6 protein-coding genes and 9 CRISPR repeat arrays (1 of these 15 cut by a window edge) are annotated in these 17,349 nt (G+C 29.5%); all 6 genes read left to right on the top strand.

Features of this window, described 5'->3' with window-relative positions; translation table 11 throughout:
• Positions 1-219: 219 nt before the first annotated feature.
• Positions 220-644: a CRISPR direct-repeat array (repeat unit 30 nt; unit sequence GTTGAACCTTAACATAGGATGTATTTAAAT).
• 1,449 nt (positions 645-2,093) lie between these two features.
• A CRISPR array of direct repeats spans positions 2,094-2,710; the repeat unit is 30 nt.
• A 409-nt stretch (positions 2,711-3,119) separates the two neighbouring features.
• Positions 3,120-3,674: a CRISPR direct-repeat array (repeat unit 30 nt).
• A 316-nt stretch (positions 3,675-3,990) separates the two neighbouring features.
• Positions 3,991-5,143: a CRISPR direct-repeat array (repeat unit 30 nt; unit sequence GTTGAACCTTAACATAGGATGTATTTAAAT).
• Between the two features lie 316 nt (positions 5,144-5,459).
• Positions 5,460-5,754: direct repeats of the CRISPR family, unit length 30 nt.
• Positions 5,755-6,168: 414 nt separating this feature from the next.
• Positions 6,169-6,987: direct repeats of the CRISPR family, unit length 30 nt.
• A gap of 1,690 nt (positions 6,988-8,677) precedes the next feature.
• Complete coding sequence (locus KQI89_RS16450) at positions 8,678-9,391, top strand: M15 family metallopeptidase (RefSeq protein WP_216458010.1); 714 nt, start codon at positions 8,678-8,680, stop codon at positions 9,389-9,391.
• 20 nt (positions 9,392-9,411) lie between these two features.
• The gene (locus tag KQI89_RS16445; RefSeq protein ID WP_216458009.1) at positions 9,412-10,104 is read left to right on the top strand and encodes a response regulator transcription factor; all 693 of its coding nucleotides are present in this window, start codon (positions 9,412-9,414) and stop codon (positions 10,102-10,104) included.
• Positions 10,094-11,197, top strand: coding sequence for a sensor histidine kinase (locus KQI89_RS16440; RefSeq protein WP_216458008.1), 1,104 nt, complete (start codon positions 10,094-10,096; stop codon positions 11,195-11,197). The genes KQI89_RS16445 and KQI89_RS16440 overlap by 11 nt, the downstream gene beginning before the upstream one ends.
• Positions 11,198-12,120: 923 nt before the next feature.
• A CRISPR array of direct repeats spans positions 12,121-12,479; the repeat unit is 30 nt; unit sequence GTTGAACCTTAACATAGGATGTATTTAAAT.
• A gap of 325 nt (positions 12,480-12,804) precedes the next feature.
• Positions 12,805-13,423: direct repeats of the CRISPR family, unit length 30 nt.
• A gap of 757 nt (positions 13,424-14,180) precedes the next feature.
• Positions 14,181-14,645, top strand: a complete 465-nt coding sequence (locus KQI89_RS16435; protein ID WP_216458015.1) for a GNAT family N-acetyltransferase — start codon at positions 14,181-14,183, stop codon at positions 14,643-14,645.
• A 173-nt stretch (positions 14,646-14,818) separates the two neighbouring features.
• Positions 14,819-15,922 carry a helix-turn-helix transcriptional regulator gene (locus KQI89_RS16430; RefSeq protein ID WP_216458007.1) on the top strand — a complete coding sequence of 368 codons (1,104 nt, stop codon included), beginning with the start codon at positions 14,819-14,821 and terminating at the stop codon, positions 15,920-15,922.
• A gap of 261 nt (positions 15,923-16,183) precedes the next feature.
• Positions 16,184-16,732: a GNAT family N-acetyltransferase gene (locus KQI89_RS16425; protein ID WP_216458006.1), complete on the top strand. Its 549-nt coding sequence runs from the start codon at positions 16,184-16,186 to the stop codon at positions 16,730-16,732.
• Positions 16,733-17,068: 336 nt separating this feature from the next.
• Positions 17,069-17,349: direct repeats of the CRISPR family, unit length 30 nt; unit sequence GTTGAACCCTAACATAGGATGTATTTAAAT; it runs 406 nt beyond the window's last position.

The following is a 17,349-nucleotide window of genomic DNA, read 5'->3' as shown; positions in this document are numbered from 1 at the left end:
TGTTTTTTATAAAATTTTAAAAAAACACAAATCGGTTGGAAAAATTTCAGAGAAACCCTTTATTTTCAACACTTTAAAGGATATAATGAAAATAAGGAATGGCTTAATTGCAGTGGTTGAACCTTAAGCAGGCAACCCAAATCTGCGATTTGGTGTGAATCGCTTACTCCTTCGACAAAGAGAGAAGGAGTTTCATCAAAATCAATTGATAAATCTTTTATTAAACCTTAACATAGGATGTATTTAAATAGCTTAACTATACTATTATAAACTTTATTTATTGCAGTTGAACCTTAACATAGGATGTATTTAAATAATCCAAAGTCCATTCCAACTTTATAGATTGGTTTGTTGAACCTTAACATAGGATGTATTTAAATTTGATACTATTAAGTAATTTTTCATATTGTTCTTGTTGAACCTTAACATAGGATGTATTTAAATTCTTTCGTTAGGGGTATAAGTTGCTGAATAATAATAAGTTGAACCTTAACATAGGATGTATTTAAATTGTGTAAACTCTATTCTTCTCTCTTTTTCTGAACCGTTGAACCTTAACATAGGATGTATTTAAATAAGGTATTAGAAAAGGAAATTGATTACAAATTGGAAAAGTTGAACCTTAACATGAGATGTATTCAAGCAGAGAACCCAAATCTATGATTTGGTGTGAATCGCTTACTCCTTCGATGAAAAGAGAAGGAGTTTCATTTTCTAATCAAAATTAATAAATCTATTTAGCTCCTGCCAAAGTAATCGAAAAAGTCTCAATCTCCCCTGTCCCTCTAATTTCCTAATTTCATCAACTCTCGATACCCAAAACCTCCTACTTGAATATAACTCTAAAAACCTTCAATTTAGCATTATATTTTTCCAACCGTCACTTAAACAAAACATGATCTAAACCATTAAAAATTCAAGGTTTAAAGGGTATTTTCTATAAACTTTTCAAAAAACACAAATCGGTTGGAAAAATTTTAAAGAAACCCTTTATTTTCAACAGGTTAAAGGATATAATGGAAATAAAGAATGGCTTAACTACAGTGGTTGAACCTCAACATAAGATGTATTTAAATTAATTAAATGTGACCTTATTATGTCTATCTAACTGTTGAACCTTAACATAGGATGTATTTAAATATTAAATTATTTACAGCAAAAGGAATTTTATAACGTTGAACCTTAACATGAGATGTATTTAAGCAGAGAACCCAAATCTGCGATTTGGTGTGAGTCGCTTACTCCTTCGATGAAAAGAGAAGGAGTTTCATTTTCTTATCGAAATCAATGGTAATATTGGATATATTTAGTTCCTATCAGAGTAATCCAAAAATCTTAATCTCCCCTCCCTCTCTAACTTTCTAATCTAATCAAGTCTTGATAACCAAAACCTGCTACTGAAGCATCATTCCAGAAACCTTAAATTTAGCATTATTTTTTTCCAACCGTCACTTAAACAAAACATGATCTAAACCATTGAAAATTCACGTTTTAAAGGGTGTTTTTTATAAGATTTTAAAAAAACACAAATCGGTTGGAAAAATTTCAGAGAAACCCTTTATTTTGAACAGGTTAAAGGATATAATGAAAATAAAGAATGGCTTAACTACAGTGGTTGAACCTTAACATAGGATGTATTTAAATATAAAAAGTACATTTTATTGAAATGGAAGGAAGCTTTGTTGAACCTTAACATAGGATGTATTTAAATTACAACTTTACCGACTCCCCTGTTTCTTCTTCTACAAGTTGAACCTTAACATAGGATGTATTCAAGCAGAGAACCCAAATCTATGATTTGGTGTGAATCGCCTACTCCTTCCACAAAGAGAGAATGAGTTTCATTTTATAATCAGCTCTTGATGTCCAATCTCCTACTGGAACATAATCCTAAAAGCCTTCGATTTAGCATTATTTTTTTCCAACCGTCACTTAAATAAAACATGATTTAAACCATTGATGCTACAGGATTTAAACTGTATCTTCTATGAAATTTTCTAAAAGCACAAATCGGTTGGAAAAATTTTAAACAAACCCTTTATTTTCAACAGGTTAAAGGATATAATAAAAATAAGGAATGGCTTAATTGCAGTGGTTGAACCTTAACATATGATGTATTTAAATAATGGTTGCAATTATGGCTGTAGCACAATTGATAGTTGAACCTTAACATATGATGTATTTAAATTATATAGAATTAGTTAAAGCAAATTTATCTACTTCGTTGAACCTTAACATATGATGTATTTAAATATCAGTAGGATTAGCAGTAATGGTTGATAATAACTCGTTGAACCTTAACATATGATGTATTTAAATATAATACTACTAGCTGGTACATAAGGTTTCTTGGTTGAACCTTAACATATGATGTATTTAAATCATTCCTTATGCCATTTTTTTGAGCCACTCCATTTAGTTGAACCTTAACATATGATGTATTTAAATACCCTATCTATTTCTATAAGTCCCATGGCTTCTAACTGTTGAACCTTAACATATGATGTATTTAAATTTGTGGAAAGGACAATTAATATATCCTTCCCTGTTGTTGAACCTTAACATATGATGTATTTAAATACAAAGTTTAACTGCTTTCCTGCAAAACTGAAACGTTGAACCTTAACATATGATGTATTTAAATTATGGGAATCACTTAATAATAAAATAATAAGTTGTCGTTGAACCTTAACATAGGATGTATTTAAGCAGAGAACCCAAATCTGTGATCTGATGTGAGTCCCTTACTCTTCGAGCACTCCTTCCACAAAGAGAGAAGGAGTTTCATTTTTTATCAAAATTAATGAATCTATTTATCCCTGCGAAAATAATTGAAAAAGTCTCTATCTTCCCTCCCATTCTAACTTTCTAATCTCACCAACTCTTGATAATCAAAATTTCCTACTGTAATGTAATTCTTAAACCTTAAATTCAGCATTATATTTTTCCAACCGTCGCTTAAACAAAACATGATCTAACCCATTGAAAATACAAGCTTTAAGGAGCGTACCCTATCAACTTTTTAAAAAACACAAATCGGTTGGAAAAATTTCAAAGAAACCCTTTATTTTCAACAGGTTAAAGGCTATAATGAAAATAAGGAATGGCTTAACTGCAGTGGTTGAACCTTAACATGAGATGTATTTAAATGCAAACCCAGCTAGCATAACCATCATCATTTTGCCAGGTTGAACCTTAACATGAGATGTATTTAAATGCATTTAATAACTCCTCAAGTCTTATTTCCATTTGGTTGAACCTTAACATGAGATGTATTTAAATGTTTTTTAAAAGTATGGCATTGGATCAAGTAAGTGTTGAACCTTAACATGAGATGTATTTAAATGATGGTGCTTTGTTTTTTACAAGCATGAGTATGCCAGTTGAACCTTAACATGAGATGTATTTAAATCAATCAAATTCTATGTTTAGTTCCAGTTTTCCGTTAGTTGAACCTTAACATGAGATGTATTTAAATCAATCAAATTCTATGTTTAGTTCCAGTTTTCCGTTAGTTGAACCTTAACATGAGATGTATTTAAATTTTCTTTGTTCTACTCCCCTGTTCAATTGACTTAAGGTTGAACCTTAACATGAGATGTATTTAAATTTTCTATCCTTACAATTCTTTCTAATATTTCTTGGTTGAACCCTAACATAGGATGTATTTAAGCAGAGAACCCAAATCTATGATTTGATGTGAATCGCTTACTCCTTCGATGAAAAGAGAAGGAGTTTCATTTTCTAATCAACTCTCGATAACCAAAACCTCCTACTGGAATATCATTCTACAAACCTTCAATATAACATTATTTTTTCCAACCTCCAATTAAACAATGCACCCTCTAAGCCATTGAAATACCAAGGCTTAAAGGGTGTTTTTTATCAACTTTTGAAAAAACACAAATCGGTTGGAAAAATTTCAGAGAAACCCTTTATTTTGAACAGGTTAAAGGATATAATGAAAATAAAGAATGGCTTAACTACAGTGGTTGAACCTTAACATAAGATGTATTTAAATTGCTATAGTCTTTATTGTTTTTAGTCTTAATATTATGTTGAACCTTAACATAAGATGTATTTAAATAAATGATATGGGTAAGTATGATGCAGATAAAATAGCCGTTGAACCTTAACATAAGATGTATTTAAATCTATCTAAGTTGCTTATAACCTCTCCCATATCATTAGTTGAACCTTAACATAAGATGTATTTAAATTTGTCTAAAGCTTGTTTATACAATATGTCTTTAGTTGTTGAACCTTAACATAAGATGTATTTAAATTTTGTTTCTTTAATTACGTCTCCTATTATTATTGACGTTGAACCTTAACATAAGATGTATTTAAATATTTTATCGAAGACAACCATGGAGCAACAATAGAACAAGTTGAACCTTAACATAAGATGTATTTAAATTAATTTTCTACCTCAGAATATGATCTAGCTTCTTCGTTGAACCTTAACATAAGATGTATTTAAATCTCTGTTTTTAACCAAAAGAGAAGCAGAAGAGCATTGTTGAACCTTAACATAAGATGTATTTAAATGATTTCATTGGTTCAACTTTAGATAATCTTAATATGTTGAACCTTAACATATGATGTATTTAAATCTGCCTTTTCATCTATTTCAACATAATCTATAGCCTTGTTGAACCTTAACATATGATGTATTTAAATTACTAAGATCAGGTTCATACCCTTTCTTAGCTGCTTCGTTGAACCTTAACATATGATGTATTTAAATACACTGGAGAAATCCAATGCAGAGCTTACAACCTTGTTGAACCTTAACATATGATGTATTTAAATAAACTACAATCTAATAGTATTTCATCCGCATCGTTGTTGAACCTTAACATAGGATGTATTTAAATGATTCTTGTATATATATTGTTCTTTCTTTGCAGCTGTTGAACCTTAACATATGATGTATTTAAATAATGATGTCCTTACTTGATCCTCTGCATTTGCACATAGTTGAACCTTAACATAAGATGTATTTAAATGAATATACACCTATAACTGGTGACTTACTATCTTCGTTGAACTTTAACATATGATCTATTTAAATTTGCATAGGTCCACTAAATAGATCCTATCTTGTTTAGTTGAACCTCAACATATGATGTATTTAAGCAGAGAACCCAAATCTATGATTTTGTGTGAGTTGCTTACTCCTTCAACAAAGAGAGAAGGAGTTTCGTTTTTTAATCAACTCTTGATAAACAAAATCCTCACTGGAACATAATCCCAAAAACCTTCAATTTAGCATTATATTTTTCCACCCTTCAATTAAACAAGATACCCTCTAAGTCATTGAAAATACAAGGTTTAAGGAGCATACCCTATCAACTTTTTAAAAAACACAAATCGGTTGGAAAAATTTCAAAGAAACCCTTTATTTTCAACAGGTTAAAGGCTATAATGAAATTAGAGAATGGCTTAACTACAGTGGTTGAACCTTAACATAGGATGTATTTAAACGTATATTTTTATAGTATCTTTACGATTTTATTATTGTTGAACCTTAACATAGGATGTATTTAAACTTAGAAGGATATGATAAAAGTATATATTCTAACTCCGTTGAACCTTAACATAGGATGTATTTAAACCAAGCATATGCTCTTTTGTCTGTTTTTAATTTTACTTGTTGAACCTTAACATAGGATGTATTTAAACAGTATTTAAAATCTTCTCCCGCTGGCACGCTTGTTTGTTGAACCTCAACATATGATGTATTTAAGCAGAGAACCCAAATCTGCGATTTGGTGTGAATCGCTTAAGCAGAGAACCAAGATTTAAAATCTTGTATGAGTCGCTTACTCTTCGAGTACTCCTTCGACAAAGAGAGAAGGAGTTTCATTTTTTAATCAACTCTTGACAAACAAAATTCCTCAAAGGAGTTTCATTTTTTAATCAACTCTTGACAAACAAAATTCCTCACTGGAACATAATCCTAAAAACCTTCAATTTAGCATTATATTTTTCCAACCGTCGCTTAAACAAAACATGATCTAAACCATTGAAAATTCAAGGTTTAAAGGGCGTTTTTCATCAACTTTTTAAAAAACACAAATCGGTTGGAAAAATTTCAGAGAAACCCTTTATTTTCAATAGGTTAAAGGATATAATGAAATTAGAGAATGGCTTAACTACAGTGGTTGAACCTTAACATGAGATGTATTTAAATGATTGTATTAAAACTAGACTTAAATTTTTATTTATGTTGAACCTTAACATGAGATGTATTTAAATTTATTTTCAATATAGTATTTTGAAGCTTCAAGTGCAGGTTGAACCTTAACATGAGATGTATTTAAATGAAAGAAAATTGGAATTATGCTTGGTTAGAAGATGAGTTGAACCTTAACATGAGATGTATTTAAATAGCTTGTTTGGTCTTCTGTTGGATTATAATAACTTCCGTTGAACCTTAACATGAGATGTATTTAAATTATCTGCAGTTATTGAAAGCTATTTCCCTTCCTGGGTTGAACCTTAACATGAGATGTATTTAAATTCTTTAACAACTACTGCATAAGCGCCTTTTATTTGTTGAACCTTAACATGAGATGTATTTAAATCGTAAAATAACTTCTATTTCTTTTTCATCCAACGGGTTGAACCTTAACATGAGATGTATTTAAATCTACTATCTGTTAGTATTATTCTTTTCCAAAATGGCAGTTGAACCTTAACATGAGATGTATTTAAATTTACTCCAGCAGCTGATACGCTGTAAGTATTCATAGTTGAACCTTAACATGAGATGTATTTAAATCAAAGTGGGGATAATACTGCTTTAGCTATGGTTACAGGTTGAACCTTAACATGAGATGTATTTAAATAGATAATTAAAATAATTATTGGCGTGATACAATGTAGTTGAACCTTAATATATGATGTATTTAAATTAAGTGTAGTAATTAGAGTTATAAGAATTACAATGTTGAACCTTAACATAGGATGTATTTAAGCAGGGAACCCAAATCTATGATTTGGCGTGAGTCGCTTACTCCTTCGATAAAAAGAGAAGGAGTTTCATTTTCTTATCAAAATCAATGAGTAATATTGAATATATTTAGCTCCTGCCAAAGCAATTGGAAAAACCTTCACTCTCCCCTACCCTTCTAATTTCCTAATCTCATCAATTCCGCCAAAATCCCATACTTCAATTATAAAACCTTCAATCTAGAATTATATTTTTCTAATCGTTGCTTAAACAATACACTCTCTAAGCCATTGAAAATACAAAGCTTAAGGAGCATACCCTATCAACTTTTTCAAAAAACACAAATCGGTTGGAAAAATTTCAAAGAAACCCTTTATTCTCAAGAGGTTAAAGGCTATAATGAAAATAAGGAATGGCTTGACTACAGTGGTTGAACCTTAACATATGATGTATTTAAGCAGAGAACCCAAATCTGTGATTTGGTGTGAATCGCTTACTCCTTCGACAAAGAGAGAAGGAGTTTAGTTTTTTAATCAACTCTTGATAAACAAAATCCTCACTGGAACATAATCCCAAAAACCTTCAATTTAACATTACATTTTTCCAACCGCCCCTTAAACGAGACACCCTCTAAGCCATTGAAAGTGCAAGGTTTAAAGGTTTTTTTTCATCAACTTTTCAAAAAACATAAATCGGTTGGAAAAATTTTAAACAAGCCCTTTATTTTCAATAGGTTAAGGGCTATAATGAAAATAAGGAATGGCTTAACTACAGTGGTTGAACCTTAAGCAGGGAACCCAAATCTGCGATTTGGTGTGAATCGCTTACTCCTTCGACAAAGAGAGAAGGAGTTTCATCAAAATCAATTGATAAATCTTTTATTAAACCTTAACATAAGATGTATTTAAATATATATCCACACCTATTTAGACATAGCTTCGCTACGTTGAACCTTAACATAGGATGTATTTAAATTTGTATTTTACACCTCTATTATAAAATCCTAACCTAGTTGAACCTTAACATAGGATGTATTTAAGCAGGGAACCCAAATCTATGATTTGGCGTGAGTCGCTTACTCCTTCGACAAAGAGAGAAGGAGTTTCATTTTCTTATTAAAAATCTATTGATGAATCTATAAGTTGAACCTCAACATATGATGTATTTAAGCAGAGAACCCAAATCTATGATTTGGTGTGAATCGCTTACTCCTTCGATAAAAAGAGAAGGAGTTTCATTTTCTTATCAAAATCAATGAGTAATATTGAATATATTTAGCTCCTGACAAATTAGATATATTTAAATGGTGTTTCGCCACCATTAAGGGCGACCGATAATAGAATTGAACCTTAACATAGGATGTATTTAAGCAGAGAACCCAAATCTGTGATTTGGTGTGAATCGCTTACTCCTTCGACAAGGAGAGAAGGAGTTTCATTAATATAAAAGTTAACTTAATATAGGATGAATCCTACCATAAATAAAAATATAGTAGAAATATTTAAAGCTTGTATGGCAAAAAATACAATATCTTAATATTCTGATATAATACAACATAGTGAAGGAAACAATAGTATTCCTTCACTAGTTTTTATTTTCTTTTGTGTATTTTGTTCTTGGCTTTTATAAACTTAAGATTTCGTAAGGTTTTTTTATAATTCTTGTAAACCCTGTCTTCTACAATGAACTTACCATATTAGAAGGGAAGTAGAAGATATGAAAAAAAGGTTTAAAAAGATCTTAGTATTTAGTGTAATAATAATTTGTGTATTTCGGTATATGTTAGGAAATAAAGTGCTAGAATTAGGGGATGCAAACGTTAAAGGACTTAATATTAGCTTGAATGATAAAGATAAGTTAGTGCAAGCTACTGATGTTAAAGAAAGGCCAGAACTACTATTAGTAAATAGAAAATATGGTTTAAATAAAAATTATATACCTGAAGGATTAAGCATACCAAATATACCATTCTCAAATAAATCAGAGGATGAAGAAAAACATGTGGCAGGAATTGTTATAAAACCCTTAGAAGAATTAATAAATACAGCCAAAGGTGAAGGAATAATATTATTTGGCAACTCAGGTTATAGATCTTATAAATCACAAACAGTTACATACAATAGCAGAGTGAAATCTCAAGGAAAACAACTTGCAGATGCGTATGTGGCTAAACCAGGGTTTAGTGAGCACCAAACAGGATTATGTATTGACATTACTAATAAAGATAGATATTTTGTAGAAGGAACAAAGGAAGCAGATTGGCTTGCAGAAAATTGTTATAGATTTGGTTTTATTATAAGATATCCTAAGGGAAAGCAAAGTATAACAGGTATAGAACATGAACCTTGGCATATTAGATATGTTGGAAAAAAAGCTGCTAAGTATATTTATCATAATAAAATTACCTTAGAAGAATACTTAGGTAAATAATTATATAATTGGAGGAGAAAATGAATAATAATATTCTTGTAGTAGATGATGAAAAAGAAATAAGAGACTTGTTAGAAATAAACCTTACAAATGAAGGATATAATGTATTTAAGGCAAGTCGTGGAAAAGAGGCTTTAGAAATATTAGAAAGAGAAGAAGTTAATTTAATGGTTTTAGATATAATGATGCCAGACATGGATGGCTTAGAAGTTTGCAAAAAAGCAAGAGAAAAGTATAGCATACCAATTCTTATGCTAAGTGCAAAGGTAGAAGATATGGATAGGATAGAAGGTATTATGACCGGTGCAGACGATTATGTATGTAAACCTTTTAATCACTTAGAACTTACAGTTAGGATAAGAGCGTTACTTAGAAGAGCATATTTTTTAAATACTAAAATGCAACTCTCAGATAATATAATAAGAATTGAGTCAATGGTTATAGATAAGAAGCAACACAAGGTAACAATAGATGACACTGAAGTAGATTTAACAGCAAGAGAATTTGAAATTTTATACTTATTAGCTAACAATAAAGGAATGGTTTTTAGTGCAGAAGAAATTTTTGAAAAAGTGTGGAAAGAAAGATATTATCAATCTAATAATACCGTTATGGTACATATGAGTAGACTTAGAGATAAAATAGAACATCATATGGAAGGAAGTAAGGTAATTCACACTGTATGGGGAGTTGGTTACAAAATTGAAAAATAAAAGATTATATAAATATTGCTTATCATCACTGGGAGATATATTAATTGCTTTAATATTAACTTACATAACAGCATATATAAGTAAGAAAATATTAAACTATTTATACGTAAAATTTGACAATGAATTTGCTCTTTATTTTTGGGCGTTTTGGAGAAAGGCTAAGTATGAAATAGTCGGTAAATCTTTTAATATAATAGTTGGATTACTTCTATTTTCAATATTTTATTTAATTATAACTTATAGAAAAGCTAAAAATTTTGTAGCTATTATAGATGAAACTGAAATAATGGCTAATGGTGACTTAGATAGAGTGATACAGGTTAATGCAAAAGGGGATATTAAAAATTTAGCAGAAAATATAAATAATATATCAAAACAACTTAAAGATATAACAATAGCCGAAAGAAACGCTCAGAAAACTAAAAATGATTTGATAACCAATGTTTCTCACGATTTAAGAACTCCATTAACTTCAATAATGGGCTATTTAGAGCTTATTGATAATGATCAATATAAAGATGAGCTGGCACTTAGATATTATGTTAATATAGCCTATGAAAAATCTAAGGGGTTAAACTTACTTATAAACGATTTGTTTGAACTTACTAAAATGCAAAATAACACTATTAATCTAGATAAAGTGGATATTAATTTAGTGGAATTATTAGGGCAAGTAGTTGCTTATTTTGAATATCAATTTAAGAGTGCAAATGTGGAATCAAGGATTAATTTTTCAAATGATAAGTTAATAGTAAATGCAGATGCAGGAAAATTAGTAAGAGCTTTTGAAAATTTATTATCTAATGCAATTAAATATGGTAAAGATGGCCACTATGTTGATATAATAACAAAAATCCAAGAAAATATGGCAGTAATTCAAATTATAAATTATGGTCAATCGATACCATCAATAGACTTACCATATATATTTGACAGATTATATAGAGTGGAAAAATCAAGAAATAGCACCATAACCGGCTCAGGATTAGGCCTTGCTATAACAAAAAACATTATAGAACTACATGAAGGAACTATATTAGCTTATAGTGATGATAATAGGACCATCTTTGAAGTAAAATTACCAGTTAAATAAACATTTAATAATATACACTATAGATTATAGTAGTACTATCATAATCTATAGTGTAGAGTAAATGTAAATAATACTATATATAATCTAATGCTAAAAGAGATTTTTCCCTATTGAAATCATATTGGATTATAATTGGTATTGCTACTGAAGCTCGATGAGATTCAAAACGGATTCTTTTTTTCTTTAGAATTTTCTATTTTTGTATAAGTCTAAACTACATTGCATTGAATGAAAACATGTCCTTATATTAAAATTAATAATGGTCTGCTTCGGTTGAACTTTAAGCAGAGAACTTAGCTCCTGCCAGAGTAATCGAAAAAATCTCAATCTCCCCTCCCCCTCTAACTTTCTAATTTAATCAACTCTTAATATCCAAAACCTGCCACTGGAACATAATCCTAAAAGCCTTCGATTTAGCATTATTTTTTCCAACCGTCACTTAAACAAAACATGATCTAAACCATTGAGAATTCAAGGTTTAAGGGATGTTTTTTATTAACTTTTGAAAAAACACAAATCGGTTGGAAAAATTTCAGAGAAACCCTTTATTTTCAACAGGTTAAAGGCTATAATGAAAATAAGGAATGGCTTAAGCAGAAAACCAAGATTTAAAACCTTGTGTAAATCGCTTACTCTTCGAGTACTCCTTCTACAAAAAGAGAAGGAGTTTCATTTTCTAATCAACTCTTGATCTTCACACCCTTCTACTAGAATATCATTCTAAAACTTTCAATCTAGCATTATATTTTTCCAACCTCCAATTAAACAAGACACCCTCTAAGTCATTGAAAATACAAGGTTTAAAGGATATTTCTCATCAACTTTTTTAAAAACACAAATCGGTTGGAAAAATTTCAAAGAAACCCTTTATTTTCAGTAGGTTAAAGGCTATAATGAAATTAGAGAATGGCTTAACTGCAGTGGTTGAACCTTAACATAGGATGTATTTAAATAGTGACCCCTTATTAATTAAAAACTTACTCCCTACCTGTTGAACCTTAACATAGGATGTATTTAAATTTTCCTCCTACATACTTAATTGGCTATTAGCCATCGTTGAACCTTAACATAGGATGTATTTAAATTAATATACATAAGCACCATTACCCCTAAAAGCCATAGTTAAACCTTAACATAGGATGTATTTAAATCCAAAGTTTTTATAATAAGTTATTGCAGTTTCTTTGTTGAACCTTAACATAGGATGTATTTAAATTATATACCGACTAACTTGACTAAACCTTCTTCTCTTGTTGAACCTTAACATAGGATGTACTTAAGCAGAGAACCAAGATTTAAAATCTTGTGTGAATCGCTTACTCTTCGAGTACTCCTTCGACAAAGTGAGAAGGAGTTTCATTTTATAATCAGCTCTTGATATCCAACCTCCTGCTGGAACATAATGCCAAAATCCTTTGACTTAGCATTATTTTTTCCAACCGTCACTTAATCAAAATATGATCTAACCCATTGAAAATTCAAGGTTTAAGGGATGTTTTTTATTAACTTTTGAAAAAACACAAATCGGTTGGAAAAATTTCAGAGAAACCCTTTATTTTCAACAGGTTAAAGGCTATAATGAAATTAGAGAATGGCTTAACTACAGTGGTTGAACCTTAACATAAGATGTATTTAAATAGTCTGTTACAGAGATTTTATTTATCTGTAACACTCGTTGAACCTTAACATAAGATGTATTTAAATAAGAATGGGGTTTAGAAAAGTCTAAAGAATATTTGTTGAACCTTAACATAAGATGTATTTAAATACTTATTAAATAAATTTAACTAACTAAATAAATAAATGTTGAACCTTAACATAAGATGTATTTAAATAATTGAAGAAGCTAAAGAGGAAGAAATAAATATTATAGTTGAACCTTAACATAAGATGTATTTAAATTTGAATCTATATAGACTTTTCCATTTAGTAAAGTGTTGAACCTTAACATAAGATGTATTTAAATAATAATTCTTTTGTTACATCTTTACAAATATTATTGTTGAACGTTAACATAAGATGTATTTAAATCATTGTAACCCTCGTAGAAAGCCTTCTATAAAGCTTGTTGAACCTTAACATAAGATGTATTTAAATTGGATATACCCAACGCTTGTACCAATTAAATTAGCGTTGAACCTTAACATAAGATGTATTTAAATTTAACATAGAAGTTCCCTATTCCCGTAAAGGGTTGTTGAACCTTAACATAGGATGTATTCAAGCAGAGAACCAAGATTTAAAACCTTGTGTGAATCGCTTACTTTTCCAGTACTCCTTCCATAAAAAGAGAAGGAGTTTCATTTTCTTATAAAACTTAATGAGTAATATTGAGTATATTTAGCTCCTGACAAATTAGATATATTCAAATAGTAATATTAACTCCTGATATCCATGTCCTATGAATATTTAATTTCAACATAGAAGAGAAATATATTTAGATAAGTTACTTAAATTTAGACAGCATTGTAAAAAATATAGAAAAAAGATATTAAAATTTATATTGAAAACTATATTAATAATGACTAGAAATATAAATATTTATTTTTTATAAATATTTGATATAATAATGTTAAATAACCTCTACAGTAAGGCTGAGGAGTGCAGAATTCTAAAGAAAAAGGTTTCTAAGAATTCTAGTAAGAAGCTTAGTGCTAGAACACTAAGCTGAGTCTTAGAATATTTATTTTGTTTTAGAAATATTAGATAAAATTTACAATGTGGATTTGAGAGTTTAAAGCACTATTCTTGGTGGGATGGGTGCTTTTTTCATTTGTTTTAAAACTTAATTTAAAATATTTAATGCCTATATTAAATTCAAATTCTGATAGCTTAGATTTTGAATTTAGAGTCTTAATTACAATAATTAATGAAAATACCAATAAAGGCAATTTCCTCTCATTGTTTTTAGGGGGTAAGTTTTAATAACTAAATCAAAGCTTTGTAGTGTAACTTATATGGTGAAATATTGGAGGTGATGAAAATTAATACAAGAATTTATCGTTCAGAAGATTGTAAGGAAATTATTGAATTGTTTTACAACACAGTTCATTCAGTGAATGCAAAAGATTATAATCAAGGTCAACTTGATGTATGGGCACCTAAAGATATTGATATTTCTCAATGGAATAAGTCTCTTTCAGAGCATTATTCTGTTGTAATTGAAGAAGATAAAGTTATTATTGGATTTGGTGATCTAGATACCAAGGGATATTTGGACAGATTATTTATTCATAAAGATTATCAAGGTGTTGGAATTGCAACCATGATTATAAATGAAATAGAGAAATATGCAAAAGAAAATAAGATTGAAATTATAACAACTCACTCTTCTATAACTGCAAAGCCTTTCTTTGAAAAGCAAGGTTATAAGGTTGTGAAAGAACAGCTTGTGGAAAGAAAAGGACAGTATCTCACTAATTTTATAATGGAAAAAAGCTTATTATGAAAATAGTATAAATAATAGTAATTTAAAGATGGATGGGTTAGCCCTCTTTAAATATGTTATAAAATCAGCATTGAATTAAATCATAGTCCTATATTAAGATTAATAATCACAACCAATATCATAAAAGAATCTCATTGAAAATGTATCATTAAGTTTGAGAGGAGGAATAATCTATGGAAAAAATTAATGTTCAAGATATTATTGATTATATTGAAGATAATCTAAATAGTGAATTTTCCCTTACAGACATTGCTAAAAAGGTCAATTACTCACCGTATTATTGTTCAGCTTGCTTTCGTAAACATATTGGTACATCCATCAAAAATTACACTTTAAAAAGACGATTGCAACGTGCAGCTGAGGATTTATCTCTTACTGAACTAAGAGTTATTGACATTGCACATCAATATTGTTATTCATCTCAGGAATCTTTTTCACGTGCATTTTTAGCTTTTTATGGGATTTCACCATATGAATATAGAAAAAAACAACTACCCATTTCCAAGTATAATACAAAATATATTTCTCCTTATCAAAATAATGAGGGAGCCTATGATAATATGAAAGATGAAATAATTTATAAGATTCAAGAGCAAGTAAGTGAAAAAACTGAAGCAAAAATACTCCACATCTTAAATGGTAATTGCATGATGCAGGACTTTGAAAAAAATGGACGAATAAATGAAAAGTTTACCTACATCCCATTTAATGAAGCAATGTGCTGGGGCCAGGCAGATGAAGAAATATTTTCAACTTCCTTTATTGAAAAAAGAGTAAAATCTCTTAATACAACAATGGAAGATTACAAAAGAATCGTATTGACTCCCTTAGAACCATTGTTCAAGGATAAATTCCATATCATAGTATTGTGGTTTGGTGATGATATGTTTTGCCAAATTAATATGTTAACAGTGCTTGCATTCTTAGATCAATGTAACTTTGATGGAGATGTACTCTTTTGTATGGCTCTTGAAAGTACTGATGAGATGCTTTCTGATGCTTATGAGATTAGTGTAGAAAATAGTTTGGAAAAGTATAAAAGTATAGTTTGTAATAATAAAATGCCATCCCAAAAATTGTTACCTGTAATGTATCAAGCTGTATCCCTATACTTGAACTATAGATCTAAGACAAGCGAGATTAACCGTTATATCATGCAAAATATAAACAAGGAAACAGATAAGCTAATTGTTGATTTACTAAAAACTTTCCCCCAATATGGCCTTGGAGATTTACAGTATGAAATGCTAATTAACCAACTTAGGCTAGAGCAATAATAAAGTTTTTATCGTAGCTAATGTTTATAGAAATGACAAGTAATCTTAGAACCTTTATAAAAAGGAAATATTACCTACCACTTCCCTTGAAAGATTTTATAAGGATATAAAGAAAGAGAGACTAAGTTTATATAAAGATTTAAAATTATTTGAAAAGTAGTGCTAATTTAGCTAATCTTCTGCATAATCATGTATAAATTACCAAATAATCATTATGTCATGTAAAGCAAAATTTATTTATCTTTCAAGGGGGTGAAAACAATGATTTATAGTAAAACAGAAAAAACAATAGAAACAGATAGATTACTTCTACGTCTATTTAAAGAATCTGACGCAAAAGATGTTAGCATGTTTTGTAATAATTATAATATATACAAAAGCACATTGAATTTACCATATCCCTATTCTTTAGAATGTGCTCTTTCATGGATTGCAAATCATGAGCAAAACTTTGAATTAGACCGAATGTACGAATTTGCCATAACAGACAAAAATACCGGACAGTTATATGGTGCTATTGCTATTTCAAATCATAAACAGTACAAAAACGGTGAAATTGCCTACTGGATAGGAGAAGAATATTGGGGAAATGGATATGGAACAGAAGCAGCCAAAGCAATTATAGAATTTGCCTTTAAAGAGAAAGATTATCATCGTGTTTATGCACGTTATTTCAAATCCAATCCCGCCTCTGGAAAGATAATGGAGAAGTGTGGAATGGCATACGAAGGCACTCTAAAAGATCATATTTATAAAAACAACTCTTTTGAAGACATTGTTTTTTATGGTATTATTAATCCCATGAAATAAGTATAATATGTGATATTTTATTATGCACTCTAATCCCCTTCAACAAATTATCAAAAATCATTGAAATTAGGTTATCCATGAAGATAGCCTAATTTTATATAACAAATCAACAATTTACTCTAACAGAGCCAATTTATAAAATTAAAAACTTAACATTATTTTTCCAATCGTGGCTTAAACAAAATATGATCTAAACCATTGAAAATCCAAGGTTTAAAGGGTGTTTTTCATCAACTTTTTAAAAAACACAAATCGGTTGGAAAAATTTTAAACAAACCCTTTATTTTCAACAGTTTAAAGGATATAATGAAAATAAGGAATGGCTTAACTACAGTGGTTGAACCCTAACATAGGATGTATTTAAATTATTTTCTTATTCTTTTACTAAAATTTCTCATATGTTGAACCCTAACATAGGATGTATTTAAATAGAAGCCAATGTTATCTTTCTTGAAGGGAAATTGGCGTTGAACCCTAACATAGGATGTATTTAAATAATATTAATATTAGCACTGACATAATAGCTTTAATGTTGAACCCTAACATAGGATGTATTTAAATACTCTTTTATTAGCAATCTCTAAAGCTCTTTTCAGTTGAACCCTAACATAGGATGT

The sequence above is a fragment of the Clostridium simiarum genome (assembly GCF_018919175.1).
GTDB classification, from domain to species: domain Bacteria; phylum Bacillota; class Clostridia; order Clostridiales; family Clostridiaceae; genus Clostridium_L; species Clostridium_L simiarum.
The sequence above is the reverse complement of the archived record's forward strand: the minus strand, read 5'-3'. Positions and strand labels throughout refer to the sequence as shown.